Annotated in this window: 26 protein-coding genes; 13 read left to right on the forward strand and 13 right to left on the reverse strand. The window is 62.3% G+C overall.

Translation table 11 applies throughout. From position 1 onward, the window contains the following. Positions 1-30 precede the first annotated feature (30 nt). The 4 genes from AC3WWH_RS21935 to uvrB all read right to left on the reverse strand — a co-directional run bounded on the left by AC3WWH_RS21935 (position 31) and on the right by uvrB (position 5,552). Positions 31-228 (reverse strand): hypothetical protein, encoded by a 198-nt coding sequence (locus AC3WWH_RS21935; protein WP_492377278.1) that lies wholly within the window; start codon positions 226-228, stop codon positions 31-33. Positions 229-463: 235 nt separating this feature from the next. Continuing rightward, the gene (locus AC3WWH_RS21940) at positions 464-1,954 is read right to left on the reverse strand and encodes a hypothetical protein (RefSeq protein ID WP_058324226.1); all 1,491 of its coding nucleotides are present in this window, start codon (positions 1,952-1,954) and stop codon (positions 464-466) included. Further along, the gene (locus tag AC3WWH_RS21945) at positions 1,951-2,454 is read right to left on the reverse strand and encodes a hypothetical protein (protein ID WP_492377279.1); all 504 of its coding nucleotides are present in this window, start codon (positions 2,452-2,454) and stop codon (positions 1,951-1,953) included. Before AC3WWH_RS21945 ends, AC3WWH_RS21940 begins: the two co-directional genes overlap by 4 nt. A gap of 152 nt (positions 2,455-2,606) precedes the next feature. Next, positions 2,607-5,552 carry an excinuclease ABC subunit UvrB gene (uvrB, locus tag AC3WWH_RS21950; protein ID WP_058324036.1) on the reverse strand — a complete coding sequence of 982 codons (2,946 nt, stop codon included), beginning with the start codon at positions 5,550-5,552 and terminating at the stop codon, positions 2,607-2,609. A gap of 320 nt (positions 5,553-5,872) precedes the next feature. On the opposite strand from uvrB, the gene AC3WWH_RS21955 reads away from it, so the two are divergent. Beyond that, positions 5,873-6,847, forward strand: coding sequence for a FecR family protein (locus AC3WWH_RS21955; protein WP_058324037.1), 975 nt, complete (start codon positions 5,873-5,875; stop codon positions 6,845-6,847). Positions 6,848-7,030: 183 nt separating this feature from the next. Further along, entirely contained in the window at positions 7,031-8,047 is a 1,017-nt protein-coding gene (locus tag AC3WWH_RS21960; RefSeq protein WP_058324038.1) for a FecR family protein, read from the forward strand. A 202-nt stretch (positions 8,048-8,249) separates the two neighbouring features. Here the strand turns inward: AC3WWH_RS21960 and AC3WWH_RS21965 are convergent, their stop codons facing one another. Both AC3WWH_RS21965 and AC3WWH_RS21970 read right to left on the reverse strand, forming a co-directional pair. Further along, positions 8,250-10,421: a CHASE2 domain-containing protein gene (locus AC3WWH_RS21965; RefSeq protein ID WP_057248809.1), complete on the reverse strand. Its 2,172-nt coding sequence runs from the start codon at positions 10,419-10,421 to the stop codon at positions 8,250-8,252. 6 nt (positions 10,422-10,427) lie between these two features. Next, positions 10,428-12,182 carry an adenylate/guanylate cyclase domain-containing protein gene (locus tag AC3WWH_RS21970; protein ID WP_058324039.1) on the reverse strand — a complete coding sequence of 585 codons (1,755 nt, stop codon included), beginning with the start codon at positions 12,180-12,182 and terminating at the stop codon, positions 10,428-10,430. A 148-nt stretch (positions 12,183-12,330) separates the two neighbouring features. Here AC3WWH_RS21970 and AC3WWH_RS21975 point away from each other — a divergent pair, with 148 nt between their 5' ends. Both AC3WWH_RS21975 and AC3WWH_RS21980 read left to right on the forward strand, forming a co-directional pair. Continuing rightward, entirely contained in the window at positions 12,331-12,936 is a 606-nt protein-coding gene (locus AC3WWH_RS21975; protein WP_245299239.1) for an Asp/Glu racemase, read from the forward strand. Positions 12,937-13,168: 232 nt separating this feature from the next. Further along, a complete protein-coding gene (locus AC3WWH_RS21980; RefSeq protein WP_058324040.1) occupies positions 13,169-13,684 on the forward strand; it encodes a GNAT family N-acetyltransferase in 516 nt (171 codons plus the stop codon). A 218-nt stretch (positions 13,685-13,902) separates the two neighbouring features. Here AC3WWH_RS21980 and AC3WWH_RS21985 read toward each other — a convergent pair whose 3' ends face one another. Further along, positions 13,903-14,346, reverse strand: a complete 444-nt coding sequence (locus AC3WWH_RS21985) for a TIGR02594 family protein (RefSeq protein WP_057248812.1) — start codon at positions 14,344-14,346, stop codon at positions 13,903-13,905. 485 nt (positions 14,347-14,831) lie between these two features. Here AC3WWH_RS21985 and AC3WWH_RS21990 point away from each other — a divergent pair, with 485 nt between their 5' ends. Next, complete coding sequence (locus tag AC3WWH_RS21990; protein WP_057248813.1) at positions 14,832-15,185, forward strand: DMT family protein; 354 nt, start codon at positions 14,832-14,834, stop codon at positions 15,183-15,185. A gap of 104 nt (positions 15,186-15,289) precedes the next feature. Here the strand turns inward: AC3WWH_RS21990 and AC3WWH_RS21995 are convergent, their stop codons facing one another. The 3 genes from AC3WWH_RS21995 to AC3WWH_RS22005 form a co-directional block, all read right to left on the reverse strand. Further along, entirely contained in the window at positions 15,290-15,925 is a 636-nt protein-coding gene (locus tag AC3WWH_RS21995; RefSeq protein ID WP_058324041.1) for a TerC family protein, read from the reverse strand. A gap of 136 nt (positions 15,926-16,061) precedes the next feature. Then, the gene (locus AC3WWH_RS22000) at positions 16,062-16,592 is read right to left on the reverse strand and encodes a hypothetical protein (RefSeq protein ID WP_373419928.1); all 531 of its coding nucleotides are present in this window, start codon (positions 16,590-16,592) and stop codon (positions 16,062-16,064) included. Positions 16,593-16,660: 68 nt separating this feature from the next. Then, complete coding sequence (locus AC3WWH_RS22005) at positions 16,661-17,053, reverse strand: acyl-CoA thioesterase (RefSeq protein ID WP_057248816.1); 393 nt, start codon at positions 17,051-17,053, stop codon at positions 16,661-16,663. A 275-nt stretch (positions 17,054-17,328) separates the two neighbouring features. Between AC3WWH_RS22005 and AC3WWH_RS22010 the strand changes: the two genes are divergently transcribed. The 8 genes from AC3WWH_RS22010 to AC3WWH_RS22045 all read left to right on the forward strand — a co-directional run bounded on the left by AC3WWH_RS22010 (position 17,329) and on the right by AC3WWH_RS22045 (position 25,181). Continuing rightward, positions 17,329-19,143 (forward strand): methyl-accepting chemotaxis protein, encoded by a 1,815-nt coding sequence (locus AC3WWH_RS22010; protein WP_058324043.1) that lies wholly within the window; start codon positions 17,329-17,331, stop codon positions 19,141-19,143. Positions 19,144-19,411: 268 nt separating this feature from the next. After that, positions 19,412-19,963: a Kazal-type serine protease inhibitor family protein gene (locus AC3WWH_RS22015; RefSeq protein WP_057248818.1), complete on the forward strand. Its 552-nt coding sequence runs from the start codon at positions 19,412-19,414 to the stop codon at positions 19,961-19,963. Between the two features lie 320 nt (positions 19,964-20,283). After that, positions 20,284-21,540, forward strand: coding sequence for an extensin-like domain-containing protein (locus tag AC3WWH_RS22020; RefSeq protein ID WP_058324044.1), 1,257 nt, complete (start codon positions 20,284-20,286; stop codon positions 21,538-21,540). A 635-nt stretch (positions 21,541-22,175) separates the two neighbouring features. Beyond that, on the forward strand, positions 22,176-22,508 hold the full coding sequence (locus AC3WWH_RS22025; protein ID WP_057248820.1) for an ArsR/SmtB family transcription factor: 333 nt from the start codon (positions 22,176-22,178) through the stop codon (positions 22,506-22,508). Further along, positions 22,505-22,912, forward strand: coding sequence for a YeeE/YedE family protein (locus AC3WWH_RS22030; RefSeq protein ID WP_058324045.1), 408 nt, complete (start codon positions 22,505-22,507; stop codon positions 22,910-22,912). The genes AC3WWH_RS22025 and AC3WWH_RS22030 overlap by 4 nt, the downstream gene beginning before the upstream one ends. Then, a complete protein-coding gene (locus AC3WWH_RS22035; protein WP_058324046.1) occupies positions 22,909-23,391 on the forward strand; it encodes a YeeE/YedE family protein in 483 nt (160 codons plus the stop codon). The genes AC3WWH_RS22030 and AC3WWH_RS22035 overlap by 4 nt, the downstream gene beginning before the upstream one ends. 105 nt (positions 23,392-23,496) lie before the next feature. Beyond that, on the forward strand, positions 23,497-24,423 hold the full coding sequence (locus tag AC3WWH_RS22040) for an ABC transporter ATP-binding protein (RefSeq protein ID WP_057248823.1): 927 nt from the start codon (positions 23,497-23,499) through the stop codon (positions 24,421-24,423). After that, positions 24,420-25,181, forward strand: coding sequence for an ABC transporter permease (locus AC3WWH_RS22045; protein WP_058324047.1), 762 nt, complete (start codon positions 24,420-24,422; stop codon positions 25,179-25,181). Before AC3WWH_RS22040 ends, AC3WWH_RS22045 begins: the two co-directional genes overlap by 4 nt. 38 nt (positions 25,182-25,219) lie before the next feature. Here AC3WWH_RS22045 and AC3WWH_RS22050 read toward each other — a convergent pair whose 3' ends face one another. From AC3WWH_RS22050 to AC3WWH_RS22060, 3 genes are read right to left on the reverse strand one after another with little or no spacing between them, the layout of a single operon-like run. After that, on the reverse strand, positions 25,220-25,921 hold the full coding sequence (locus AC3WWH_RS22050; RefSeq protein WP_058324048.1) for a retropepsin-like aspartic protease family protein: 702 nt from the start codon (positions 25,919-25,921) through the stop codon (positions 25,220-25,222). Next, the gene (locus AC3WWH_RS22055; protein ID WP_058324049.1) at positions 25,918-26,139 is read right to left on the reverse strand and encodes a DUF1289 domain-containing protein; all 222 of its coding nucleotides are present in this window, start codon (positions 26,137-26,139) and stop codon (positions 25,918-25,920) included. Before AC3WWH_RS22055 ends, AC3WWH_RS22050 begins: the two co-directional genes overlap by 4 nt. Before the next feature lie 36 nt (positions 26,140-26,175). Then, complete coding sequence (locus AC3WWH_RS22060) at positions 26,176-26,964, reverse strand: adenosylcobinamide-GDP ribazoletransferase (protein ID WP_058324050.1); 789 nt, start codon at positions 26,962-26,964, stop codon at positions 26,176-26,178. Positions 26,965-26,998: the final 34 nt, after the last annotated feature.

Here is a 26,998-nt window from a genome sequence, read left to right on the forward strand (position 1 = left end):
GAAATCGCAGGCGAAAGACGCCAACAGCCATCAGGCCGCGCCGCCGATCACCAAATCAGCGGTAATTCGAGGTCTCCAGCCGGCATAAACCGGCACGATCCCGGCCGCAAAAGCGCTGTCGACGCCCGCAAGGTCGGTCACCTGGTTGACATAACCGCGCTCGACCAGCGTCCGGGTGATCGCCGAACGCGGCTGAAAGGCATCGGTGGGGCTGTCGGAATGGGTCATTAGGGCTCTCCATGGCATTGCCGCCAGGGAGCACTGAACAAAACAAAGCCGCCTGACGGCGGCTTGTTTAAAGGCATGATCGAAACGCGCCGCTCCCTATGGAGACGTCGCATAATAGGTGGCAGCGATGAGCGCGGTCTTGATCATCGTTTGGTTGTAGCGGGGAATGGGGGAGGCGGCAAGGGGTCGTCGTCGGTTAGCCCAACTCAGGCAACGCGATAGCGGGGACTATACCTCACCTAAGTATCTTTAATCTTCTAAGGTCTTTCGCGGATACCTGCGTAGTTTGTTTGTTAAACAACTCTACGCTAGCTGCTGCGCGAACACCGGTATACAGGCCGTAGTCCAATATCAGTGCCATAAATTTTGTCCCTGCTTCCTTTGGTGTTATTCCCTCAGAAATAACGTGTAAAAGGCGTAGTTGAACAAGGCTCATGATATCCTTAAAATGTGCCTCTCCCGATTTTATTTCTACCAAAAATGCATTGGTCTTGTTTATTATGACGCAAAAATTTCTGATCTTTTCTAGCAGATCATTTAACCGGGCGGCGGAGGCGCTCGCGTCCGTTTGAAGATCTTTAATCTTAATGCTCAAGTTGTCCGACGCGGCCATGTTAACGTTGGAAACTGTTACCCGCTTTCTGTTCTCCGACGCGGCCTTCAACATCGACTGCGAGAATAGATTTATCCCATCACGTGGGACGCCCGCGCTCACCCAAGTTAAACGCGGAAGCACCTCCGCGGATGAGCAGAGCCTCCGTATGGACGGCAACCCGGAATAGGCCGCATGCGAGTCAAGAATGGCCTCGAGATGTTTTGTGGCCTTATCAGGAGTCGTTAGATTGTAGTCCAAGCCAAGTCGCTGCGCGTCTTGTGGGATCTCGATGCCTGCCTTGCTCGCGTTGTCGTAGGTCTTAACTAGATTTTCAATCGCTGATATCTTTAGGTATACTCTATTTCCCCTTGCTATTGAGTAGAGTACATCCATTAAGATGTGCTGGTATTCTGACGGGAATACGTGGAGATCATCCAAGTAAATAAATAGATTGTCGCTGGAGGAAACGCTTTCGAGCAAACGCCGAAGCCGTGGTGTGAGTTTTCTCAGGTCTGCGACAGAATGCTCCGTTGCTTCAAGCTTGTGTCGTAGGCTTGCGACTTCCTCTGAAACCGAAGGTGGAAAATCTATCTTGTAAAGTATCTCGGTAATAACGTCCGAAACCGCCTGTTCATCGTTTCTACCGGAAAACATTTGCAAATCTACCCAAGCATTCGGCAGATTTTCGCGTTGGCGAACTCTAAAGCAATAGAGCAGGAGCATTGATTTTCCCGCGCCTCGCCTCCCTGTCACCACATGATTCGCTGCGGACACGATTTGAGCTTCGGCCCCGGTCACTGAGGGTGTGTAGCGATCGAAAAAGTCGTCCGAAAAGCTGTACTGATTGATATTTTGGCTCTCACTTAGAACCTTCAGCAGAAGTCGAGCTTCCGGCCCACTGATAATGAAGTCGCGAGTTCTTTGTTTCAGAGTAACGTGAAAATCGCTGCCTCCTCCAAATTGCTGAATGCATTCGTTCAGAATCGAGTAAAATCTGTCGGTTACGGCCGAAACATAGATAACTCTTACTAGGCGATCACCTTTCTCGATATCTTCATATTCTAACCCAACGAGACCGGTTCTCTTTTCGAAGTTAGAAAGAACTTCGTCAGCTGCCTTCTTCGAGTTCATATTTTCTTTCCTAACTGAACTCCGCGAAGCGTGAGGTAATCATGGGCATCGCGGAGGAAGGAGGTTACCAGACGCGAATAGTCGGATGTAGTGTTTATGAGATCTGTAGCCTTCGCCAAGTGGTCATAATCGCAAGAATTTCTATCGTCTCGTAAAGTGCTGAGCGTATTTTCGTATGTCGCTTTGTTGGGAAAGTTATTCGGCAATGCGCCGATTTTTGAATGGTCTTTTACATCTGTTGAATGGTTTCCGTCATTGTCAAACCTGATTGCTTTCGATGCATTGTAGCTTGCGTAATAAAGCCTGGAGATCTTTTGGCGCCAATGCGGAGATTTCAAATTTATTGCAAATCTGTAGTGAGTAATTCCTAGATTATACATTGCGGCCGAGTGCTTTCTGGCTTCTGTTTTTATTTTATCTATGTCCGCAGGTGAAAGAAAACTCGAGTACGCACTTGCGATTTTACTTGGATTGCCTGCTTTCAAAAATTCTTGATCCATAGTCAATCTCAGTAATCCCAATCCAGCTTTACAGGCCGATTCGTCCGTGTCTATCGACCTTATGCTATCAGTGGATGTTCGCAACTGAGAATTGAAAGGCAATGCGTAACGCGATTGCCAGCGCGCGCGGCTTGAACACCGCTGCGATGTTTTCACCGCCCCGGCCGCCCCGTCTTCCCCTTCGTCCGGCCCTTCTGCCGCTTCTCATCTGCCGGGTCCTCATAGGACCCCACGCCCGGTTTCGCCCGGGTGAGGATCGGTTTTTCCGGGACGTGGCCGATGACAGGCTTTTCGGTGCGGCCGACGGTCATTTCGTCCAGAGTGTTCCTGCGGAACAGCGACCGGTCCGCGCCGGCGGGGGTCGCGACGTCGCGGCCCATGTCGTCGCGGGCCGGTTTCTGGAAGAGAGACTTGTCGTCCGTGGTCTTAGATCCTCGGGTTGAACCCGAGGACGAGGATGACGGAGAAGAAGGGGACGTCGACGCGGAGGCACCCTTGCGGCCCTCCTGCGACCGTGCCTCTTCCCGTGCCATCGGGTCGTCCATCGCCGCCAGCTCGGCGGCCTTGAGGCGTTTGATCTCGTCGCGGAGGCGGGCGGCCTTTTCGAAGTCGAGGTCGGCGGCGGCGTCGCGCATCTGCTTTTCCAGCGCGTTGAGGTGCGCCTGCAGGTTGTTGCCGACGAGGTGGCCGCCGTCGGCGAAGCCCTTGCCGGCGACGCCGGAGATGTCGGCGCGGACGTGGTCCTTTTCGTAGACCGAGTCGAGAATGTCGGAGATTTTTGCCTTCACCGATTCCGGGGTGATGCCGTTGGCCTCGTTATAGGCCATCTGCTTTTCGCGGCGGCGGCTGGTCTCGTCCATGGCACGCTGCATCGAGCCGGTGATCTGGTCGGCATAGAGGATGACCTTGCCGTCGACGTTACGGGCGGCGCGACCGATGGTCTGCACCAGCGACGTCTCGGAGCGCAGGAACCCTTCCTTGTCGGCGTCGAGAATGGCGACGAAGCCGCATTCGGGAATGTCGAGGCCCTCGCGCAGCAGGTTGATGCCGACGAGCACGTCGAAAGCGCCGAGCCGCAAGTCGCGGATGATCTCGATGCGCTCCAGCGTGTCGATGTCGGAGTGCATGTAGCGCACGCGAATGCCCTGTTCGTGCAGGTATTCGGTGAGATCCTCGGCCATGCGCTTGGTGAGCACGGTCACCAGCGTGCGGTAGCCGGCGGCCGCCGTCTCGCGGATTTCGCCCAAGACGTCGTCGACCTGGGTCTTGGCCGAGCGCACTTCGACCGGCGGGTCGATCAGGCCGGTCGGGCGGATGACCTGTTCGGCAAAGACGCCGCCGGACTGTTCCAGTTCCCAGCTGCCGGGGGTCGCCGAAACGGCGATCGTGTCGGGGCGCATGGCGTCCCATTCCTCGAAGCGCAAGGGGCGGTTGTCCATGCACGAGGGCAGGCGGAAGCCGTATTCGGCCAGCGTCGCCTTGCGGCGGAAGTCGCCGCGATACATGCCGCCGATCTGGCTGACGGAGACATGGCTCTCGTCGATGAACAGCAGCGCATTGTCAGGGATGTATTCGAACAGCGTCGGCGGCGGCTCGCCGGGATTGCGGCCGGTGAGGTAGCGCGAATAGTTCTCGATGCCGGCACAGGAGCCGGTCGCCTCCAGCATCTCGATGTCGTAGCGGGTTCGCTGTTCCAGCCGCTGGGCTTCGAGCAGGCGGCCGCCCTTTTCCAGCTCGGCCAGGCGATGCACCAGCTCTTCCTTGATCGCCTTGATGGCGCCGTTCAGCGTCGGGCGCGGCGTGACATAGTGCGAGTTGGCGTAGATTTTGACCGATTTCAGGTCGCCGGTCTTCTGGCCGGTCAGCGGGTCGAACTCGGTGATCGCATCGATCTCGTCGCCGAACATGGAGATGCGCCAGGCCGCATCCTCCAAGTGGGCCGGGAAGATTTCAATGGTATCCCCGCGTACGCGAAAAGAGCCGCGCTGGAAATCCATGTCGCGGCGCTTGTACTGCTGCGCCACCAGGTCGGCGAGCAGCTGCCGCTGGTCGAGCCGGTCGCCGACGCTCATCTGGAAGGTCATGGCGGTATAGGTCTCGACCGAGCCGATACCGTAGATGCAGGAGACCGAGGCGACGATGATGCAGTCGTCGCGCTCCAAGAGCGAGCGGGTGGCCGAGTGGCGCATGCGGTCGATCTGTTCGTTGATCGAGGATTCCTTCTCGATGAAGGTATCCGAGCGCGGCACATAGGCTTCCGGCTGGTAATAGTCGTAGTAGGAGACGAAATATTCGACCGCGTTGTTGGGGAAGAAGTTCTTGAACTCGGAATAGAGCTGGGCGGCCAGCGTCTTGTTCGGCGCCAGAATGACGGCGGGACGCTGCGTGGCTTCGATCACCTTGGCCATGGTGAAGGTCTTGCCCGAGCCGGTGACGCCGAGCAGCACCTGGCTGCGCTCGCCGGAGTTCAGGCCCTCGACCAGATCGGCGATCGCCGTCGGCTGGTCGCCGGCCGGCTCGTAATCGGAGACCATCTGGATTTCGACGCCGCCTTCGGATTTCGGCGGCCGGGCAGGGCGGTGCGGCGTCCAGAGCTTGCCGTCCTTGAACAGCGGGTTGCCGCTTTCGATCAGCGCCGACAGCGCTTCCACCGTGGCGGTGACGCCGGATTTGGCCGTCAGCCTGTCGGCATCCTCCAGCGACACGTCCAGGCCGGCGACCGGGTTGAGGCCGGCGGCGGCGCGGGTCTTCGGGTCGGTCGAGCCGCCCATCGAGGTGCCGCGCGCGGACTTGCTGCCGACGATCTCGACCTTGCTCTTCTTCCCGGCCTTCTTCGGCATCGCGTCGTCATCCGCGCCCGCGGCCTTGCGCGCCGCCTTCGAGGCGGCGATCTCTACCGTCTTGCGGTGCTTGCCGGCCTTGGAGGCGATCTGACGCTGGGTTTCGAAAGCGGAGGCTTCCGCATCCGCCTCGAGCTGCTTCACCCAATCCGAGACGTTGCCGCTGAGCGGCGTGCCGGACAAGGGCGCCTGCGGCGCTTCTTCGAAACCGGACGGCGTGGAGGGCTTCGGCGGGGCATTCTTCGGAGCTTTGGTCATGGCGGGGAATATGGCGAGAGTCCGGTCGAAAGAAAAGGGGCGAGTGAGTACAAAAAGGCAACATTTCGCAGTGCTTCGGCGACAGCTTTGCACGCGAAACGGCAGGGGCGTGGCGTTGAATTTGCGGACGACTGGGCGCCCAACGAGTGGCAGCGCCACCACTCGGGCCGACGGCCGGGTCACGCTTGCCTCAACCGCGACGAGCCGGACTGGCTCGTTGATATAACTCTTACGGTTGCGATGTGCCGTTACGTTACTCCAATTGGGCGACAAGACATAAATCCCTGCAGCGTGATAACAATAACACTTTGGAGGGTGCCATGTTCTACTTGCGTGGCGCCGCACTCATCTCGATTTGTGCTGCGTTTTGCCAACCGCTTCCTGTCAGCGCTGCCGAACCTGTCGGCCAGGCGGTGCAGATTCGCACGTCAGTCAGCGGCGCGCGAGGTCCGATCGCGGTCAAGGACCCGGTCTACAAGGACGAACGGATTTCGACATCGAAGTCCGGTCTCGGCCAGTTCGTCTTCCAGGATGGCACCAAGCTTGCGGTCGGCTGGGGTTCGTCCGTGGTCATCGACAAATTCGTCTACGATGATGCCAAGTCGGTGAAGAAGCTGACGATCATGGCCGCCAAGGGCACGTTCCGCTGGATCAGCGGCAAGTCCGGGCACTCCGCCTATGAAATCGTCACGCCGGCCGGCACGATCGGCGTTCGCGGCACCGCCTTCGATTTTTATGTCGGCCGCGACGGCACCACCGCTGTCGTGCTGCTCAGCGGCGCCGCAAGCTTCTGTGGCGCCGGCGGCTGCCGGCAATTGACGCAGCGTTGCGACTGCGTCGTCGCCAAGCCGGGCGGCGGCATCAGCGATCCGAGAAGGGTCAGTCGCAATACATTGAAATCGCTAGGCAATGCACAAGCCCTTCCTTTCCTCTCCGGTGGGCAACGACTGTCCGGAGCGCTGGGCTGGGCGGGGGGCGGCTGCAGCCTTGCGGCGGTGTTCCAGGAGGATCTCGAACGCCAACCGCGAACTGTGCAACCCCCCGCCGTCGAAGAAAGGCCTCCCGAGGAAAAACCGAAGCCCGAGGAGAGGCCGCACAAGCCGGAGGAGAAACCTCAGAAGCCGGAGGAAAAACCTCAGAAGCCTGTGCAGGAAGAAGGCTACCGCAATCGCCACTGGGAGATGAAACATCCGGATATCCGCGGCGAGGATGCCAACCACAAGGATGTGCTCGAACATGCCAACGACCATCAGAACAAGGGGCATCAGAAGGGGCGCAGTCATCACAATGACTGACGAACCGGCAGGCCGCCTGACGCTCGGTACCTTCCGCGCACGCCGCCGATTGCCTCCAATGGCCACGACTGGGCGAGCGGCCATGACCGCCTAACTCTTACGGTTGCGGCATGGCGTTACCCCGATTGGGCGACAAGACATAAATCCCTGTGACGTGATAACAATAGCACTTTGGAGGGTGCCATGTTCTGCTTGCGTGGTGCCGCACTCATCGCGTTTTGTGCCGTGACATTCAGTCCGACCATCGCCGCCGAACCTGTCGGTCAGGCGGTGCAGATTCGCACGTCAGTCAGCGGCGCACGCGGTCCGATCGCGGTCAAGGACCCGGTCTACAAGGACGAACGGATTTCGACATCGAAGTCCGGTCTCGGCCAGTTCGTCTTCCAGGATGGCACCAAGCTTGCGGTCGGCTGGGGCTCGTCGGTGGTCATCGACAAGTTCGTCTATGACGATGCCAAGTCGGTGAAGAAACTGACGATCATGGCCGCGAAGGGCACGTTCCGCTGGATCAGCGGCAAGTCCGGGCACTCCGCCTATCAAATCGTCACGCCGGCCGGCACGATCGGCGTTCGCGGCACCGCCTTCGATTTTTATGTCGGCCGCGACGGCACCACCGCCGTCGTGCTGCTCAGCGGCGCCGCAAGCTTCTGTGGCGCCGGCGGCTGCCGGCAATTGACGCAGCGTTGCGACTGCGTCGTCGCCAAGCCTGGCGGCGGCATCAGCGATCCGAGAAGAGTCAGTCGCAATACATTGAAATCACTAGGCAATGCGCAAGCCCTTCCTTTCCTCTCCGGTGGGCAACGACTGTCCGGAGCGCTGGGCTGGGCGGGGGGTGGCTGCAGCCTTGCGGCGGTGTTCCAGGAGGATCTCGAACGCCAACCGCAAACTGTGCAACCCCCCGCCGTCGAGCAGCGTCAACCAATACCGCTGATACCCAGGACGCAGCGCCAGGAACAAAGGCAGCGGCAGCAGCAGAGCGGACAGAGCCAGCGGCAGCGGCAGGAGCAGCGCCAGGAACAGGGACAAGGACAGGGTAGCCAACGGCAGGAACAGTCCCAGCGGCAGGAGCAGGAACAAGGGCAGGGCCAGGGCAGCCAACGCCAGGAACAGGAACAGCGGCAGGAACAGTCGCAACAGGGCGGTGGAACGCAGCGCCAGGAACAGAGCCAAAGCCAGAGCCAGACCCAAAGCCAGAATTGAGCGCCGACCGTGTGCGCCGCTGACGGCCTGTCGTTTGCCAACGCTTTCGGCGCAGCGTTCACGATGCGTCGGCAACGACCTGTCGCTAGGCACAAGCGGGCCGGCGCTCAACCAACGACAAATCAAAGCTTTGCGAACGATCCGAGAGCCCAGGTCGAGGCGATGTGCCGGGCGGTCGTCTGCGGCTGAGGTCCGGCACGTTTCACTCCGCCGGGCGCTTGGCGTCTTCGACCGGCGTTTCGGCGAAATGCTCCGATCGGCGCGACATCCGGGCGTAGAAGCCGACCAGGCCCGGTGCCAGGGCGGCAGACTTCAGCTTCGCTGCGTTGATGATGCTGCGGCTCGAGGTCGCGCGCGTGCGTAGCACCGAGACGAGCCGGTCATGCAGCAGCCGCAATTCCGCGAAGGCGGGCGAGGCGGCGAGGTTCTCGTCTCCGGCGACCGCGAAAAGCCGGGTTCGCGTCGTCTTTCCCTTGAGGCCCAGGCTTCCCGCATCCAGCAGCGCGCAATTCGGCAATGCCTCAGCCGTCGCTTCCGACACGAGCACGTCGAAGTTGACGTCCTTGCAGGCCGCTTCGATGCGGGCCGCGATGTTGACGGTGTCGCCGACCGCCGAATAGTTGAAGCGGGTTTCGGCACCCATGTTGCCGACGCAGGCGAGCCCGGTATGGATGCCGATGCCGATGCGCACCTCATGGCCGGAGCCGAAACCGAAGGCGTCTTCGGCATTCAGCCGGGCCAGGGTCTCGCGCATGCCGAGCGCGGCGCGAAGTGCCTTTTGCGGATGGTTGACCACATCGACCGGGGCGTTCCAGAAGGCCATGATGGAATCGCCGATGAACTTGTCGAGCGTGCCCTCATTGGCGAGCACATGGCGGCTCAGCGCGTCGAGCAGCGTGTTGAGGAAGGCGACGACCTCGGTCGGCGTCATGCGCTCGCTCATCTCGGTGAAGCTGCGCACGTCGACGAACATCACCGTCAGCTCGCGGTCGTCGCCGCCAAGGCTCAGCGCATTGCGCGTGTGCTCGATGCGATAGAGCAGCGATGGCGAGAGATAGCGCCCGAAGGCCTGGCGGACCTCGCGTCGTTCGCGATCCGTCACCAGGAAGCGATAGGCGGTGGCGGAGAAATGGGTGATCGAGGCGGCGAGGATCGGCGCCAGCGGATCGACGAGCAGCCCGCCATAGTAGAAGGCGAGCCAGGAGGCTGCGAGCCCCAACACCGTGACCGCGAGGCCGCAGACCAGCGCCACCACCGGGCTGACGAAAGTGGTCAACAGCACGAGCAGCGTGCCGGCCAGTGCGATCGAGAGGATTTCGAGCCCGTCGGCCCAGTCTGGACGCGACAGATAGCGGCCGGAGAGGATCTGCTCGACGATCTGGGCATGGATGGAGACGCCGGGCACGTTCTGCCCGAGCGCGGTGGTGCGCACGTCCTGCAGTCCGGCAGCCGACGTGCCGATGAAGACGATGCTGCCTTCGATCGCGGCGCGAACGTCCGGAGAGGAGGCTTCGTCCGTGAGAACCCGCCGGGCGGAAATGTAGCGCTCCGTCGTGTCCGGCGTGACGTAGAGCCAGAGTTCGCCGGTCGAGGTGAGCGGCACGACGAAGTCGCCGATCTTGACGGCGGTGAGCGTGTTGGCGACGTTGGGTGCTGCGGCGAGCACGTAGGTCGAGGCGCCCTGCGCCACGCGCAGCGCCTCCAGGGCGAGGCTCGGGTAGAACTGCTGCCCGTCGCTGAGGAACAGCGGTGCGGCCCGCACCACCGCGGAGGAGGAGCCGGGATTGAGGCTGATATGGCCGAGCCCGGCGGCGTTGGCTTCGAGCTGGGGCCGTAGCGGCGTTGCGGCGTGCAGGCGCGGCGGCGCCTCGGCAGCGGTTTCGCCGGTGAAGGCAAAGCCCGCCTTGACCGACGGCAGGTAACTGCCGTCGTTGGTGAGGCCGAAACCGAGCACGACCGGCTTGTCTTGGATCGCCTGGGCAAAGATCTCGTCATTATCGGGCAGGGTTGCGACGAAGGATGGATCGACGCCGCCGACGTCGCGCACGACCGTGCGCGGCGACAGGCGGTCGGGCTCGGCAAAGAGCACGTCGAAGGCAATCGCTGCCGCGCCCATCTCGGTCAGCCGGTTGGTCAAATTCGCCAGGCGGTCGCGCGGCCAGGGCCATTGGCCGAATTCACGCAGCGACGCCTCGTCGATATCGATCACCTTGACCGGCATGGTCTCGAAGCCGCGCGGCGCGATCCGCTGGTATTCGTCGAAGGTGACGTCGCGCGCCTGCCTCAGAAGCTGCGGATCGTTTGCGCGCAGGACCGTGAAGAACGCCACCACTGTGAGGCCGATGAGAACGCCGAACAGCTGGGCTCGTGTCATGGCGGCCTACGGGACGATGGGCAGGCCCGCCTTGACGAGCCCGTCTTTGAAATGTGCGTGGTCGGCAGGGTCGACATAGCCGGTGAAGAAGCGCCAGTAGCGCGGTAAATCGACAGGCGCGTTGGCGACGGCCTCGGGAACGATCCTGCGGGCTTCCTCGTTGCGGTCGAGCTGGCCAAGGCAGGCGAGCAGAATGACCAGGTTGAAATAGGTGCGGCGCAGGAGCAGCGCCCGTTCGGCGTGACGCAGCGCTTCCTCGTAATTGCCGAGGTGGTAGTGGGCGAGAGCGATGCGGTTGAAGAAGAGGTAGGTCAGCGGATCGTGCGGGCTCAGCCTCAGCGCCTTGTGCAGCGGGTCCAATGCCTCGGCGAAACGGCCGATATAGATGCGCGCCCAACCGAGCGCCATGTGAGCGAGCGCAAAATTGGGGTTGAGATCGATCGCCTGTTGCGCTTCCTGGACCGCGGCATGCGGCCGCCGGGCAGCGAAATTGGCGAGGCACATGACATAGTGGCAATAGGGATCGTGATCCTCGATCACGACGGCGCGCGCAGCCTCCGCCGCCAACTCCGCGCTATCCCGGTCAATGTCGTCGCTGAAGCCGAAATAGCAGCGGGCAAACAGCGAGCGGGCCAGCATCATGTGTGCGCGGCCGAATTCGGGGTCGAGGGCGATCGCGCGGCGTTGCCACTCGATCGCGTCGTCGAAGTGCGCGGCGGAGTCCTGCGCATTATGCAGCAGCGTGCCGCGCATGTGGCATTCGTAGGCGTCGAGATTGTCGCTGCCGCGTAGCAGCGCCCGGCGGTTTTCGCCAATCAGGATCTCCGGCTCGATCGCCGCGACCACATGTTGGGTGATCTCATCCTGGATGGCGAAAATGTCGGCGAATTCGCGCTCGTAGCGCTGCGCCCAGAGATGGATGCCGGTTTCCGCCTCGATCAACTGTCCGGTGACGCGCACGCGCGAGCCTGAGCGGCGCACGCTGCCCTCGACGATGTAGCGCACGCCGAGATCGCGGCCGATCTGTTTGACGTCGACGGCGCGGCCCTTGTAGGCGAAAGAGGAGTTGCGGGCGATGACGAAGAACCAGCGGTAGAGCGACAACGCCGTGATGATGTCCTCGGTCAGACCGTCGGCGAAGAAGTCCTGTTCGGGGTCGCCGGACATGTTGACGAAGGGCAGAACGGCGATCGACGGCTTGTCGGGCAGGGCAAGCGGCATGCCGGGCAGATCCGGCCTCACCGGGTCCTCATGCCAGTCGACGCGGTGGACCGGCACCGGGCGCGGCATGTTCTTGAGCGCGCGATCGCCAAGCCGGTGCACGGGAAACTCCAGCTTGCCGACGATCTGGTCGTGCAACGCACCGGAGATGCAGATGTCGGCCGGTTTCGCCACCTGCTGCAGCCGCGCCGCCACATTCACGCCGTCGCCGAGCAGGTTGCTGCCGTCGACCACGACGTCGCCGAGATTGAGGCCGATGCGGAACTCCATGCGCCGCTCCGGCGCGAGGTCGGCGTTTCTCCGCTGCAGGGTCCGCTGGATGGCGACCGCTGCCCGAACCGCCTGCACTGCACTCTGGAATTCCGCGACAAGGCTATCGCCAGCGGCGCCGAAGATGCGGCCGCCATGCTCGGTCACAAGGCTTGAAATCGTTGCACAATAGGTGGCAAGTGTTGCGAGCGCACCTTCCTCGTCAATCGCGACAAGGCGACTGTAGCCAGCGACATCGGCAGCAAGGATCACGGCGAGCTTCCGTTCCAAGAGGGCAGCCCCTCCCGCGGCATCTGGTCAGAAGGAAAATAAGCGTAACTTAAATTAGAAAAGTCGAGAAGCATAAATTGCCCCGATTTGTGTCCATTGCTGGGCCGGAGGCGCAAATAGACGGTTCGTGTGGCCTCTACGACAGATTGTGTCCGGCGACGCTTCCCGGCGTGCGGCGATTGTGCAAGTTTCGCAAAGTCAGAACCGCGCGGTCAGGCGTTCGTCATTCAAAGGCCGCCAATTGATCATCTCCTGCCTGCATACGGCCGACAGCAACGTCGCCGTTTTCGAGAATGCTGCGCGCGAACTCGGATTGTCCTCCGCGAACTTGCGCCATACGGTCCGCGCCGATCTGCTGCGCGCGGCGGAGGAAGCGGGCGGCCTGACCGAGGACATCACGCAGCAGACAGCGGCGGTTCTCTCGGCGCTGGCGGCGAAGGCCGACGCCGTGCTGCTGACCTGCTCGACGCTCGGGCCGAGCGTTGTGAGGGCCGGGTTGGGCACCGCCGTCCCGATCCTGCGCGTCGATGCGGCGCTGGCGGAGAAGGCGGCCGCGACCGGCGGCAAGCTGGTAGTGCTTTGCGCGGTGGAAACAACGGTCGCACCCACCACGGCGCTTTTTGCCGAGGCGGCGCATCGTTCCGGCGCTGTCCTCGAGGTTCGTCTCGTCGAGGGTGCGTGGGCGCTGTTCAAGGCGGGAAGCCGTGACGGCTACCTTGCTGCGATCGCCCGGGGCGGCAGAAGCGGCCTATGAGGATGGAGCCTCCATCGTTGCGCTGGCCCAGGCGTCCATGGCTGGCGCCGCCGATCATGTCCGCAACGGACCGCGGCCGCTGTCGAGTCCGGCGGCCGGGCTCGAGTCGGCCATGAATATGATCGCCGACTAGCGATATTCCGTTATCCGGCTAATGATTCTCGCGATTTTGAAGGGCGGCAGCGAACTTCGCGCACCCCTACGACGGCCTGCGCTGTAGGATGCGGTCACTATGACCCTGATTCGACCCACACGTGAAGACGATACAGGTTTGCTGCCCGACATAGAGCGCTCCTCCGGCGCGCTTTTTCGCACCATCCCCGACCTGGCCTGGATTGCCGACGACGATGTCCAGTCCGCGGAAGCTCATGTCGACTTCCTGCGCACCGGCCTGTCCCTGGTGGCCGTCGACGAGCAGGATCGACCGCTCGGCTTCCTTTGTGCCGCGAGCGCCGAGGGTGCGCTGCACATCTGGCAGCTTGCCGTGCTGCAGGAAAGCCAGGGCCGCGGGCTTGGGCGCGCCATGATGCTGGCTGCGATCGCGCATGCGCGCGCACGTTCGCTTGCCGCGGTAACGCTGACGACGTTCCGCGATCTCAAATGGAACGAGCACTTCTACCGCACACTCGGCTTCGCTACGCTTGCCGGGGACGAACTCGACGCGCGTCTCGCGCAGATCCTTGCAAACGAGGCCGCGCACGGCCTTCCGCCCGAGCGGCGCTGCGCAATGTGCCTGGCGCTCGCGTGAGGACGCGCATCAGCGGTCCGCCCGATGCGGCGATGCTGATCTCTGGTCCGGGTTGGGCTTTAGGCCCTCCGGCACAAGGCCTGGTGCGAAGTGGTTCCTCGCCCTTGGCTTGCCGCTCCAGAGCGCCGTGCGTTCAGATGAACGCTCTAGGGTCGCTCTAGCACATTGTTTCTAGAGCATCTTTCCGCTTCAAGTGATTCCACTTGAAGCGGGATGCTCTAGCGCCGGACGCCGACGACCTGGCCCCGGGCGAACTGCGAGACCCTGACGCCGCCGGACTGATTGCCGCCGATCAACTGGGCCGTCGACTTCGACATCGCGGACAGGATGCCGACGTGGTAGCCACGACCGGTGCGCACGACGACAATATCGCCGGCGCGCGCATAGGCGAGCTTCACCGGTGCACCGAACCGAAGCCACGAGCGGGCGAAGCCGAAGCTCTGCGGTGGACTGCGGCCGGACTTGCGGGCAACCATGCCCATGAAATGGCCGCACCAGGGGGTACGTGCCGGGTTGATGCCGAGCGCTGCGCGAAGGGTCTTGTTGTTCTTCACCTCGTGCAGGCCTTTGTATTGCTGCGCCTGGGCAAGCATGCCCGCGCTGGCAAGAGATGGCGATAGGAGCGCGACATAGGCAGCCGCAAGAAACGCCAGGACCTTCATGGTCAGGTCTCCTTGACAAGTTGCTGGGTGCGAACGGTCGGGGCGGCCTGGCGATCGCCGGCATGGCACCCGGTTGCTCAACTGTTTCCAATGTTCCCATGGGAAATTTCAGCGGACATGCGCGTGCCCAGCGTCTGATACGCAGCATCGGCGTGTCGGCGAACCGCGCGCAAGGCGCGGAGCCAACTTCACGGCAACCGCCGTTTCGAAGTGTGGTATTCCCCTGCCTGTCCCGTCGGACAGTCGAGCGACATTGCTCATGCGCCAGTACAAAATTGTGGCAAAACCCGTAAAATATTGGGGCATGACTTGCTAAATGACGGAAAAAATGCTGGTTCGTCGTCGATTCGACACCCTGACCGGCAGAAAATCCCGTATCGGCTCGCTCCGAGGCGTCACTTGAGCCAATGGAAGGCCGGCAGGACTTGCGCCCGGACGGGGCTGCGGGGCATCGTCGGAGCATGATTCGCGCCCCGAGGTTCTCTATGTCCTTCACTCTCTCTCCGGCCTATCTCTGGCCGATTCTTCTGCTCCTGTTTTCCAACGTCTTCATGACCTTCGCCTGGTATGGGCATCTGAAATACACGTCGTCACCGCTCTACATGGCGATCGTGGCAAGCTGGGGCATTGCCTTCTTCGAATATTGCCTGGCGGTGCCGGCCAACCGCATCGGCCATCAGGTCTATTCCGCCGCACAGCTGAAGACGATGCAGGAGGTGATCACGCTTCTGGTCTTTGCCGCCTTCTCAGTTTTCTGGCTGAAGGAGTCGATCGGCTGGAACCATCTGGTCGGTTTCGCCCTGATCGCCTTAGGCGCCTCGTTCATCTTCAAGGGCTAAGAGGCGTCCGGCCGCTGTAGCGGTTAAGACCGCTGCAAACAAAAAGGCAGGGCCCAAGCCCTGCCTTTTGCATTGTTAACGGTCTGCAGCGCGTCGCGCTGGCGTCAGACCATGGCTGCCACGGCCGGCGCGACGTGCGGCCAGACCTCGACCCAGCCGCGATAGATCATGTCGAGCGCGACATAGAGGATGATTGCGAGGCCGATATAGGCGATCCAGTGATAACGGTTGAGCAGCCGGGCGATGAAACCGGCTGCCACGCCCATCATCGCAATCGAAAGCGCAAGGCCGATAACCAGGATCGTCGGATGTTCGCGGGCGGCGCCTGCGACGGCCAGCACGTTGTCGAGCGACATCGAGATGTCGGCGATGACGATCTGGATGGCCGCCTGCATGAAGGTCTTCTGGGGCGCATTGCTGCCAACGCCGCTTTCGCCTGCCGCGTGCGCTGCCTGCTGCTCGCGGATTTCGCGCCACATCTTCCAGCAGACCCACAGCAGCAAAATGCCACCGGCGAGCAAAAGGCCGATGATTTCCAGGAGCTGGACCGTGACGCTGGCGAGCGCGATGCGCAGCACGGTTGCCGCGATGATGCCGACGAGGATGACCTTCTTGCGCTGCTCCGTCGGCAGCCCGGCCGCGGCAAGGCCGATGACGACGGCGTTGTCGCCGGCGAGAACGAGGTCGATGACGATGACTTGCAGAAGCGCTGCCAGACCGGCGGCGGTAAAGATTTCCATGATGCGACAGTCCCCCGACGTGCCATGATGCGAGATTCAAATATGTCTAACGGATAAAGCATCGCCTCGCCTCGGGATCAAGGGGCGAGGTGCACCCCCAGGCGGAAAACCTCCGCAGACGATCCGATCGACGGTCTCAATCCAGGAGGTCGAAGGCCCGATACATCCAGAGAAGCTGATAGGCGACAGCAGCGACAACGAAGGCGGCATGGAAGCGCCGATTCGCCGTCCAGGCGGCGATACAGAAGAGGATATAGGCGGTGTTGCGGGCGGGGTATTCGAGACCGTAGGAGGCAAAATACTGCTTGCCCTTCAGCGCGGTGTCGACGAGGTCGACGGCAAAGGCAAGCGCGAGGAAACCGAAGAACCAGGCACGGCGCGACATGAAATAGTGTTCGTAGTCGCTATAGTCCTCGAGCGTCGTCGGGAACAGCATCACGCAGAGGAAGAAGAAGACGCAGCAATAGAGGATGACGAACAGGTAGACGCTGACGTCGATCACGGCGAGCGAATGCAGGTGGAACTCCCACCACCAGAAATGCACGAGGAACACGAACATGAACAGGACCCAGCCGAGGTGGATCCAATAGACGCGCGTCTTGCCGGGGTGCTGCACGAAGAGCGCCAGTCCGCTGAGTAGTCTCGCCAGGCTCAGGCTGACGACCATGCCCATGACGGTGCGGATATGCGGGAAGATTTCCGGGTTGGTCGGAACCTGATCCACGGCGGCCGCTCCTATTCCTCCGCCGGCACCGGCTTGGGCTTGCCGTTTTCGTCGAGCGCGACCATGACGAAGATCGCATCCGTCACTTTTTCCATGCGATGCGAAGAGAGATAGCGCTGGGCCCAGGCCTCGACCTTGAGCGTCATCGAGGTGCGGCCGACCTTGACGACATCGGTATAGATGCAGAGCGTGTCGCCGATCTTGACCGGAAGCGCGAAGGCCATCTCCTTGACTGCCGCGGTGACCACACGGCCGCGGGCGCGCTCGGCCGCACGGATACCGCAGGAAAGGTCCATCTGTGCCATCACCCAGCCGCCGAAGATATCGCCGGCCGCATTGGCGTCGCCGGGCATGGCGAGCGTGCGCAAGGTCAGCTCGCCGGTCGGTTTGGTCTGTTCGGTCATGCGGCCTGTCTCCCTGTTGGATGAAAGATGTAACCCGACCGCGCTTGCCGAGGGAAGGCCCGCCGCCGCACAAATGCGAGCAGCATCGCGCCGTGCTGTCGCGTTAGACTTTCGAAGGGGTGCTTGAGAAATGTGAAATTTAGGGATCGGTTGTTAGGGGCTTTGCAAAGACCTTTCCCTATCCTGCAGGCTCTTGGAGTGCGGCCGGCCATGCCGGCGGCGGCCAGGTTGCGAAGGGGCGGCGCCGAGAGCGCCGAAGGGGCAGGGGATTGGCAATGAAGAAATTCAGGATCTCGGCGCGTCTCTACGCGCTGGTGGCATTTGCGCTTTTGACCATGGCAGCAGCGCTGACATTCGGTCTGTTTCAGGCGCAGGACAAACTCGTCGGCGAGCGCAAGGCGATGCTCGCGGCAATGGACGAGAACGCGATCGCGGTGTTCGACGCCTATCACAAGCAGGAGGTGGCCGGCACGCTTTCGCGTGAGGAGGCGCAGAAACGCGCTCTCGAGGCGATCAAGGCGATGCGCTACCAGGGCAACGGCTATTTCTGGATCAACGACATGCATCCGACCATGGTGATGCATCCGATCAAGCCCGAGCTCGACGGCAAGGACCTCACCGAAAACAAGGATCCGAACGGCAAGCACCTCTTCGTCGAGTTCGTCAAGACCGTCGAAAAGAGTGGCCAGGGCTTCGTCGATTACTATTGGCCGAAGCCGGGCGCTGACGCGCCGGTGCTGAAATATTCGCACGTTGCCGGCTTCAAGCCCTGGGGCTGGGTGGTCGGTACCGGCGTCTATGCCGACGACCTCGCGGCGATGTTCCGCGAACGCGCCTGGCAGGTCGCCGGCATCCTCGCCGCCGCCGCACTCGCCATTCTGATGGCGGCGCTTGCGATCGTGCGCAGCGTCGTCAAGCCGGTCGAGAAGCTGAAGGCGTCGATGCGGGCGATCGCCGATGAGGACCTTTCGTCTGAGGTGCCGGAGACCGACCGCGGCGACGAAATTGGCCAGATGGCCAAGGTGCTGGTGGTGCTGCGCGATTCCGTTCGCGAACGGCTGGAACTGCGCTCACGCGAGGTCGAGCAGCAGGAGCGGCTTAGTTCCGAGCGCCGCGGCAACGAGCAGCGCCAGCGGGCAACGGCGGAAGCGCAAGCGGATGCGATGGAGACCGTCGGTGCCGCGCTCGAGCTCTTGGCAAGCGGCGACCTTACCGCCGAGATCGGCCATATCGCGCCGGAATACGGCAAGCTGAGAGAGGACTTCAATACGGCCGTCGCGGCGCTTCGCGATGTCATCGGCTCCATCTCGCACTCGACCGAGATCGTCACTGCCAGTGCCGGCGACATTTCGGAAGCGGCGAACAATCTCTCGCGCCGGACGGAGCAGCAGGCAGCGGCCCTCGAAGAGACGGCGGCAGCACTTGACGAGATCACCTCGACGGTTCGCCACGCTTCCGAGCGGGCGAACGAGGCGCGCGATATGGTCAACGAGACCAAGGCGAGCGCTGCCAAGTCCGGCGGCATCGTGCGCAATGCCATCGACGCCATGGGGCGGATCGAAGGCTCGTCCGGCCGGATCGGCCAGATCATCGGGGTGATCGACGAGATCGCCTTCCAGACGAATCTCCTGGCGCTCAATGCCGGCGTCGAGGCAGCGCGCGCCGGTGAGGCCGGCCGTGGCTTTGCCGTCGTCGCGCAGGAGGTGCGTGAGTTGGCGCAGCGCTCGGCGGGTGCCGCCAAGGAGATCAAGGAACTGATCGGCGCCTCGGTGCGCGAGGTCGGTGCCGGTGTCCAGCTGGTCCGGTCGACCGGCGAAGCGCTGACGGAGATCGAGACGCTGGTCAATCGGGTCAACGAACAGGTGGCCTCCATCGCGACCGCAGCACGGGAACAGGCGACCGGTTTGCAGGAGGTCAATGTCGCCGTCAACAGCATGGACCAGATGACCCAGCAGAACGCCGCGATGGTCGAGGAAACGACTGCCGCAAGCCAGACGCTGGCTGCCGAGAGCCGGGAACTGAAGTCGTTGCTGACGAAGTTCCGGCTGCAGTCCTCGGCATCGCATTCGGCTTACGGCCGCGCCGCCTGATCTCTATAGTCTGGAATTGCACAAGGCCCGCGTGGCATTGCCACGCGGGCCTTGTGCGCTGACAAGAAGAAGTGTCGCGTGGCTGCAACCGAGCTCCACATCGATCCGTGAGCCGGGCAGTGCCCCCGTCACGTGCGTCCGTGATTGCCGTGCAAAGCAAGCCGCATAGTCTTGACCTCACGATAGCTGCGGATAGATACGCGAGATGCGGGAGGTGTTCGACGGGGCGTCGCTCCGGTTGCTGACCGCTGCCTTAGAGGGGACATCCATGGCACTTCTCAAACTTCTTCTGACGCGCCCGATCGCCGTGCTGATGCTGGCGCTCGGCTTCCTCTCCGCCTGTACGGTGGTCGTCGACGAGCCGCGTCCAGGGCCGAGGCCGACCCGCCCGCCGGTCTGCACGATGGAATATGCGCCCGTGTGCGGCGAGCGTGGCAATCGCATGCGCACCTTCCCGAATTCCTGCCAGGCAAGGGCCGACGGTTTCAATGTCATTCATCGTGGCGAATGCCGTCCGGACTATCGCCCGCCGGATCGCGAACCGCAGGCCTGCACTATGGAGTACAATCCGGTGTGCGGCCAGCGCGGACGGCGCACGCAGACCTTCTCGAACGCCTGCCAGGCGCGCTCGGAGGGCTTCCAGGTGATCGGCCGCGGCGAATGCCGTCGCGACGATGACCGTCCCTCCGAAGGCCAGTTCTGCACCCGCGAATTCGCGCCGGTCTGCGGCCAGCGCGGCGGCCGCGTGCAAACCTTCTCGAACGCCTGCGAGGCTGGCGGTGCTGGCTTCCGAGTCGTGCATCGCGGCGAGTGCCGCTGATATCCAGCGGATCCGTAGCTGAAAACTTGAAGCCCGCGTCTGACGAAGACGCGGGCTTCTTGCTATCGGCGGTCAGTCGGAACGGCAAGCATCCGCACCCTTGATCGCGGGTATCGGACGCAAGGCTTCGTTTACCGTATTTGAATAAAATGCCCCCGAAATCAGGTCTTTCGACAGCTGTGCCCTGTTTGCGACACAGGCGAAAGGCAGCAATTCGAAGTGCTGCAGCGATCCTTGCGTGCCTCTGGGTACGCCGTTGCGGGGGCGGTGGGGTGATGAGTGGTGGTCTTCTGACCGCCCGAAGGAAGGCGCAGTCCGGTATGGCGTATGTTACTCGTCTCCATCGCCCGCTGACGGCACTCGTTCTGACACTATCGCTTGTCGCCTGTTCGACCGACGACGCGCTTTCGCCGCCGGGCCGCATCGATGGCGGCTCCCGGGTCGGTTCGATCGGGCCCGTGCCGGTCGACGCGGTGCCGCAAGACGAGGTGGCGGCCTATCCCGCCGCAACATCGGCTTCGACGGGCAACGGCAATCCGGACTATGTTGCACCGGCGCAGGCGGCGCCTCAACAAACGCGGCGCTCGCTGCCGATGATCGATAGCGACGAGGCGGTTTCCTCCGGCGCGCAGCCGGCGAATGCAGGTTCCACGGCCATTCCCGATGAAGGCGTCAACATGGATGCCATGCTCGGCGTCGAGCAGCCGGTCGTCGGCCTGGCGCAAGAGCAGAGCAACGAGATCGCCGAGGGCAATGCCAGCCAGCCGGTCGTCGACGGCATCGGCGAAGACAATGTGCGCCAGCTCGGCGGGGCGTCCGGGGCTGCGCCTGCGGACGAGGCGAACCTTGGCTACGATCCGGACCTGCCGCCGCTTTCTCCCGAGAAGGCTGCAGCCGAAGAGGCGCAGCGTGCACGCGCCATGGAAGAGCGACGCGCCATTCAGCGGACCCAGGAGCCGGAGCAGGTCGCCTTCCTGCCGCGCGTGCGCAATCCGATGTCGGCGCCCGACTACACCGGCGAAATGCCGGCTTCCGAGATTGCCTGCCGCCAGCGCCTGAAGAAACTCGGCGTGGTGTTCCGTGATATTCCGCGCATCAGCAACGGGCCGTCCTGCGGCATCGACTACCCGATCGAGCTCAGCGGTCTCTCCGGCGGTATTGGCGTGAAGCCGGCGGTCAAGCTCAATTGCGAGGTGACGGAAGCCTTCGCCAAGTGGGTGAAGTACGAACTCGCGCCGTCGTCCCGCTACCGCTACTGGTCGGGCGTCAAGACGATCAAGCCGCTCGGCGGTTATTCCTGCCGCGCGATGAATTCCCGCCGCGGCAATCCGATGTCCGAACATGCGCATGGCAACGCCATCGATGTCGGCAAGTTCGTCTTGAAGAACGGCAAGGAAATCGATGTCCGCAAGAAGGGCTTCTTCGCGTTCCGCGAACGCGGCCTCCTGAAGGCCGTGCGCTCCGATAGCTGCAAGTATTTCAACACCGTGCTCGGGCCGGGCAGCGACCCGTTCCACAAGGACCATTTCCACTTCGATCTGAGAACCCGCAAGACCGGCTACCGTCACTGCGACTGACGTGGTGTGCGGGACCTTCCTGCTGGCGGCTGCGAAAATGGCATGCGGCAAAAAAAGAGGCCGGCGGGGAGGCCGGCCCAACAACCGGAGCAAAAGGGGGAGGCTCCGGCGTGCAAATCACGAGCGCGAATCAAAAGGGCGATATCGCGCCGCGCGAGCAAATTGCTCGAAGACCATCACCGTTTCGTGACAAGGGAACGGGATTGGCGACGATTCATTCGCAGATCTTTCGCCGGATAACGGATGATGCCTGCATTTGCGCCGGCGTTTACCCTCCGCCGAAATGCAGTTTCGGGCGTTCGGGCCGGGGGCCCAAAGTGTCGTCGCAGGCTCGTATTTGAGATCACTATACCAGAAGTTTTACCGCTGCCTGAGATAGTCCGGGCGGTTGCCCCAAATATGGCGTTTTCATCCCTGTTGCGGTCTCGTTGTAACGATCTGAATTTTCTATATGATTTGACAGTCAACGGACAGGCCAGGGGGATTAGGGCTGATCGCGCTGTCTTGTTTCGTCTGGTTTATTAATAAGTAATACGATAATATATTACTTCGTATAACAATCACGGATAGTAGTCGGCAAACCGCAGCAAGCATTGGGGCTCCACTCACTCCTAGGGCAACGACAGGAGGAAGTTATGGGAACTGTTATGCAATTTCCGGGGGTGCGCACGGATATGGCCGTGCACGCTGCCGAAGTTTCGAAAATACTGAGAACTCTCGCCAATCGAAATCGTCTGTTGATCGTGAGTGCTTTGCTGGAGGGTGAGCACTCGGTGGCGGCTCTCGAAGAGAGTCTGAGCATTCGCCAGCCGACCCTCTCGCAGCAATTGACGGTGTTGCGTGATGCCGGCATTGTCTCGACCCGTCGGCAGGCCAAGCAAGTGTTCTATCGGCTTAGTCACGACAAGGTGGCGCGTCTGGTTGGCGCGCTCTATCAGATCTTCTGTCGGGATGGTTCCAAAACATGAATGAATACGAGAATGCGCTGGCGGGTGGGCTGTTGATCGGCCTTTCGGCAGCGATCCTGATGGTGGCCAATGGCCGGGTGGCCGGGATCAGCGGGATCGCCGGACGTCTGCTGCAGGGCGCGCAGGTTCCTACCGGCGTGTTGTTTGTGTTGGGGCTGATGGCGGGGCCGCTGCTTTTTCGTCTCGTCTTCGGCACCTGGCCGGTGGTGACGGTCACATCCTCTTGGACGCTTCTGGTGGCTGGAGGGCTGCTGGTCGGCTTCGGGTCCCGCATGGGCTCCGGCTGCACCAGCGGCCACGGCGTCGTCGGCCTTGCAAGGCTGTCGCGACGTTCGATTGCGGCGGTTGCCACCTTCATGGCCGCGGCGATCGTCACGGTCTTTGTCATGGGCTTGCTTGCATGAACGGAGCCTTCTTCCGCCTCGCGGCGACGCTCGTCTCCGGCCTCGTGTTCGGTTTTGGTCTTTCGCTGTCCGGCATGCTCGATCCTGCCCGCGTGCGGGCGTTTCTGGATATCACCGGCAACTGGAACCCGAGCCTTGCCTTCGTGCTCGGCGGCGCTGTCTTTGTTTCCGCGCTTGGTGTCCTGCTGACGCGCCGGCTTACGCGTCCTTTGTTCGACGAAACCTTCCATTTGCCGGACAATCAGGTCATCGACAGGCGACTGATTGTCGGCGCGGCAATCTTCGGCGTCGGCTGGGGGCTGGTGGGGCTTTGCCCGGGCCCGGCGCTCGCTTCGCTGTCGCTCGGTTTGCCCCCGACGATCCTTTTCGTCGCGGCGATGGTTGCGGGCATGCTCATCCATGACCGGCTGGTGGCGCGCAAACCTTCGCAAATGGGCGGCGGCGCGGGGACGGAGGCTCGCCTGTCGCAGCCGCATTGACAAAGCGTCACCTTGTTTTTTCCATCCGGTAGGCTGCAAATCGCAATCAATTGTCCCATATAGGCGAAACCTGCCGACTTTGCCCCCCGCATCCGGATCAGCTTCATGGCGCCTATCGTTTCCGTTTCCAATCTGTCGAAGACCTATGCCTCCGGCTTTCAGGCGCTGAAGGGCGTCAGCCTCGATATCGAGGAAGGCGAGATCCTGGCGCTGCTCGGGCCGAACGGCGCCGGCAAGACGACGCTGATCTCGATCATCTGCGGCATCGTCAATCCGAGCGGCGGAACGGTGACGGTCGGCGGCAATGACGTGGTGCGCGAGTTTCGCGAGACGCGCGCGATGATCGGGCTCGTGCCCCAGGAACTGACCACTGACGCCTTCGAAACCGTGTGGAACACGGTCTCCTTCTCCCGCGGCCTGCACGGCAAGAAGCCGAACCCCGCCCATATCGAGAAGGTGCTGAAGGACCTGTCGCTCTGGGACAAAAAGGACAACATGCTGCGCGAACTCTCCGGCGGCATGAAACGGCGCGTGCTGATCGCCAAGGCGCTGTCGCACGAACCGCGGGTGCTTTTCCTCGACGAACCGACGGCCGGCGTCGACGTCAACCTGCGCAAGAGCATGTGGGAGGTTGTCGAGCGGCTGCGCGCTTCCGGCGTCACCATCATCCTGACGACGCATTACATCGAAGAGGCGGAGGAAATCGCCGACCGCATCGGCGTCATCAACGGCGGCAAGATCCTGCTGGTCGAGGACAAGGCGGCACTGATGTCGAAGCTCGGGCGCAAGCAGTTGCGGGTCGATCTCGCCAATCCACTGGATGGCGTTCCCGAAACGCTGTCGAGCTACAATCTGACGCTCGAGGGTGATGGTCACTGTCTGATCTACGATTACGACACGAGCGCCGAACGCACCGGCATTACCACTCTGCTGGCGGCCCTCGCCGAAGCCGGTATCCGGCTCAAGGACATTTCCACGCGGCAGAGCTCGCTGGAAGACATCTTCGTCGAAATCGTGGGGGCAGGGCGATGAATATCGAAGCGATCAAGTCGATCTATTTCTTCGAGATGGCGCGTACCCGCCGCACCCTGTTGCAGAGCGTGGTGTCGCCAGTCATCTCCACTTCTCTCTATTTCATCGTCTTCGGCGCCGCGATCGGCGGACGCATCCAGGAGATCGACGGCGTTTCCTACGGCGCGTTCATCACGCCGGGCCTGATGATGCTGACGCTCTTGACGCAGTGCATCGGCAACGGCTCCTTCGGCATCTATTTCCCGAAATTCACCGGCACGATCTACGAGGTTCTGTCCTCGCCGGTGTCGATGGTCGAGATCGTGCTCGGCTATGTCGGCGCGGCGGCGACCAAGGGGCTGATGATCGGGACGATCATCCTCTTGACGGCCTCGCTGTTCGTCGACCTGACGATCGCGCATCCGTTCGTGATGGTGTTCTTCTTCGTGTTGACGGCCATTTCCTTCAGCCTGTTCGGCTTCATTATCGGCATCTGGGCCAAGGACTTCGAGCAGCTGAACCTGATCCCGATGCTGGTGATCCCGCCGCTCGTCTTCCTCGGCGGCAGCTTCTATTCGGTGAAGATGCTGCCACCCTTCTGGCAGGCGGTCAGTCACTTCAATCCGGTGCTCTATCTGATCAGCGGTTTCCGCTGGAGCTTCTTCGAGGTTTCCGACGTCAACCCGATCTTCAGCGCCGTGATCATCCTCGCCTTCCTGACGGTCTGCATGTCGATCCTCGCCTGGATCTTCCGCACCGGCTACCGGCTCAGAAACTGACGGCAGGCGCCGCTGCGGTTTGTTCTGACGCCTGTGGCTCAGTCGCGCAGGCGCAGCTCGTCGGTGCGCATCTGCAGCATCTCCAGCGTCGACAGGAAACTCATGCCGAGCAGGCTCTGGTCGAGCCGCCCCTTGGCGGCCACGGTCGCGCCGATGTTGCGCCGGGTGATCGGGCCGACGGAGATTTCCTGGAGCATGACGGGTGCCGCCTGCGCCCGGCCGTTCGCCGTCATGACGGTGACGATGTAGCTGAGGTTTTCCGGATCAAGGCCGATCCGCTCGGCATCCTCGTAGGTCAGCGCGATGCTGCTGGCGCCGGTATCGACCAGCATGTTGATGTCCTTGCCGTTGACCGTCACGCCGGTTTCGAAATGGCCGTTCAGCATCTTGTGCAGCACCACTTCCTGCTGGCCCTCGCTGTCGGTGATCACGGTCGCGCGGCCGGGGACGAGGCCGGCGAGCAGGCGATTGCCGAAGCCATGCAATTCGAAGCGGTAGACATAGGCCGAGACGAGGGCGAGCGTGATGAGGAGCCAGATGGCGACCTGGCGCAGCCCTTCGCCGAAACGGCGGCGGCTTTGCAGGACCCCGGCGCCGATCAGCGTGGCGATCGCACCCAACGAGACCAGCCGGCCGAAATCGTCGTTGGCAAGGCCCATGGTGCGGCCGGCATCGTGGTTGACGATCAGCAGGATGAGCCCAATGGCCAGGATCGAGAGCAGGATGGCGAGACGGGTCATGCTTCTCCGCGTTCCCTCGCCATGCGGCTGCGGCGCGTTTCGCGCCGAGGCTTGCGTTCGACCGTCTCTAGCCGGTCGGGCAGCGTGGTCATGATCGCCCGGCGTTCGGCGTCGGTGTAGAGCGTCCAGCGGCCTATCTCGTCACGCGTGCGGCCGCAGCCGAAACAATAGCCGGTGTTGTCATCGATGGAACAGACGAGAATGCAGGGAGATTCCATGGCGTTGCCCAGTTTTTCCCGGAATATATCGATCTTTCAAACCGTCAGCGCAAGGGCGCCGAGCACTGCGATTTCCGTGAGCTGCTGCGTGGCACCGATCGTGTCACCCGTATGTCCCCCGATCTTGGCGGCTGCGAGCCGGCCGAAGCCTTTGACAGTGGCAAGGAAGGCGAGGAGTGTTGCGATCAGGCCGAAGGCCGGTACCTTGGCGAAATAGAAGAGCAGCATTGCGGCGAGAAGACCAAAGCCGAGGGCGAAGCGGCCAGCTCCCGGCTCCGGTACGCCGGCGGAAGCTGCAACACCGCCACTGCGTGCCGGCGGCAGGCTGGACCAGTGCCAGACCATGGCGGCGCGGCTGAGCGCTGCAGCACCAAGGATCACCATGCCGGCGCCAAGCGGCGTGAACAGCGGCAGGATGGAGGCGAGCGCCGAGACGCGCAGGCCAAAGGAGAGAATGAGCGCGACGGCGCCATAGGTACCGATGCGGCTGTCCTTCATGATCGCGAGCGCCGCGTCGCGGTCGCGTCCACCGCCGAAGCCGTCGGCCGTGTCGCCGAGTCCGTCCTCGTGCAGTGCGCCGGTCAGCAGCGCCTGGATGGCGACGACGACGAAGGCGGCAAAAAGCGAACTCACATGCAGCGCGATCATCGCGCTGGCAGCGGCTGCGGAGGGCAGGACGATCACGATGCCGGCGAGCGGGAAGGCGCGCACGGCCCGGTCCAGCCGTCCGTCATATCCGACGAAGTGGCGTCCCGGCATGGGAATGCGGCTCAGGAAGCCGATCGAGCGCGCCACGTCGTCACAGAAATCGCCCAGAAAGCCCATGGCTCCTCCAAAGATCCGGCCCTCAGCCGCAATC

It is taken from the genome of Ensifer sp. EB106-03-01-XG145 (assembly GCF_058792075.1).

What these genes read in the sequence shown, in the direction of transcription:
- AC3WWH_RS21960 (WP_058324038.1), top strand. Translation starts at nt 7,031, where the DNA reads ATGTTCTGCTTGCGTGGTGCCGCACTCATCGCGTTTTGTGCCGTGACA.
- AC3WWH_RS22030 (WP_058324045.1), top strand. Translation starts at nt 22,505, where the DNA reads ATGAATGAATACGAGAATGCGCTGGCGGGTGGGCTGTTGATCGGCCTT.
- AC3WWH_RS21935 (WP_492377278.1), bottom strand. Translation starts at nt 228, where the DNA reads ATGACCCATTCCGACAGCCCCACCGATGCCTTTCAGCCGCGTTCGGCG.
- AC3WWH_RS21985 (WP_057248812.1), bottom strand. Translation starts at nt 14,346, where the DNA reads ATGAAGGTCCTGGCGTTTCTTGCGGCTGCCTATGTCGCGCTCCTATCG.
- AC3WWH_RS22015 (WP_057248818.1), top strand. Translation starts at nt 19,412, where the DNA reads ATGGCACTTCTCAAACTTCTTCTGACGCGCCCGATCGCCGTGCTGATG.
- AC3WWH_RS22055 (WP_058324049.1), bottom strand. Translation starts at nt 26,139, where the DNA reads ATGGAATCTCCCTGCATTCTCGTCTGTTCCATCGATGACAACACCGGC.
- uvrB (WP_058324036.1), bottom strand. Translation starts at nt 5,552, where the DNA reads ATGACCAAAGCTCCGAAGAATGCCCCGCCGAAGCCCTCCACGCCGTCC.
- AC3WWH_RS22025 (WP_057248820.1), top strand. Translation starts at nt 22,176, where the DNA reads ATGGGAACTGTTATGCAATTTCCGGGGGTGCGCACGGATATGGCCGTG.
- AC3WWH_RS21980 (WP_058324040.1), top strand. Translation starts at nt 13,169, where the DNA reads ATGACCCTGATTCGACCCACACGTGAAGACGATACAGGTTTGCTGCCC.
- AC3WWH_RS21955 (WP_058324037.1), top strand. Translation starts at nt 5,873, where the DNA reads ATGTTCTACTTGCGTGGCGCCGCACTCATCTCGATTTGTGCTGCGTTT.
- AC3WWH_RS22005 (WP_057248816.1), bottom strand. Translation starts at nt 17,053, where the DNA reads ATGACCGAACAGACCAAACCGACCGGCGAGCTGACCTTGCGCACGCTC.
- AC3WWH_RS21965 (WP_057248809.1), bottom strand. Translation starts at nt 10,421, where the DNA reads ATGACACGAGCCCAGCTGTTCGGCGTTCTCATCGGCCTCACAGTGGTG.
- AC3WWH_RS22045 (WP_058324047.1), top strand. Translation starts at nt 24,420, where the DNA reads ATGAATATCGAAGCGATCAAGTCGATCTATTTCTTCGAGATGGCGCGT.
- AC3WWH_RS22035 (WP_058324046.1), top strand. Translation starts at nt 22,909, where the DNA reads ATGAACGGAGCCTTCTTCCGCCTCGCGGCGACGCTCGTCTCCGGCCTC.
- AC3WWH_RS22040 (WP_057248823.1), top strand. Translation starts at nt 23,497, where the DNA reads ATGGCGCCTATCGTTTCCGTTTCCAATCTGTCGAAGACCTATGCCTCC.
- AC3WWH_RS21945 (WP_492377279.1), bottom strand. Translation starts at nt 2,454, where the DNA reads ATGGATCAAGAATTTTTGAAAGCAGGCAATCCAAGTAAAATCGCAAGT.
- AC3WWH_RS21995 (WP_058324041.1), bottom strand. Translation starts at nt 15,925, where the DNA reads ATGGAAATCTTTACCGCCGCCGGTCTGGCAGCGCTTCTGCAAGTCATC.
- AC3WWH_RS21940 (WP_058324226.1), bottom strand. Translation starts at nt 1,954, where the DNA reads ATGAACTCGAAGAAGGCAGCTGACGAAGTTCTTTCTAACTTCGAAAAG.
- AC3WWH_RS22060 (WP_058324050.1), bottom strand. Translation starts at nt 26,964, where the DNA reads ATGGGCTTTCTGGGCGATTTCTGTGACGACGTGGCGCGCTCGATCGGC.
- AC3WWH_RS21990 (WP_057248813.1), top strand. Translation starts at nt 14,832, where the DNA reads ATGTCCTTCACTCTCTCTCCGGCCTATCTCTGGCCGATTCTTCTGCTC.
- AC3WWH_RS22010 (WP_058324043.1), top strand. Translation starts at nt 17,329, where the DNA reads ATGAAGAAATTCAGGATCTCGGCGCGTCTCTACGCGCTGGTGGCATTT.
- AC3WWH_RS22000 (WP_373419928.1), bottom strand. Translation starts at nt 16,592, where the DNA reads ATGGTCGTCAGCCTGAGCCTGGCGAGACTACTCAGCGGACTGGCGCTC.
- AC3WWH_RS22050 (WP_058324048.1), bottom strand. Translation starts at nt 25,921, where the DNA reads ATGACCCGTCTCGCCATCCTGCTCTCGATCCTGGCCATTGGGCTCATC.
- AC3WWH_RS22020 (WP_058324044.1), top strand. Translation starts at nt 20,284, where the DNA reads ATGGCGTATGTTACTCGTCTCCATCGCCCGCTGACGGCACTCGTTCTG.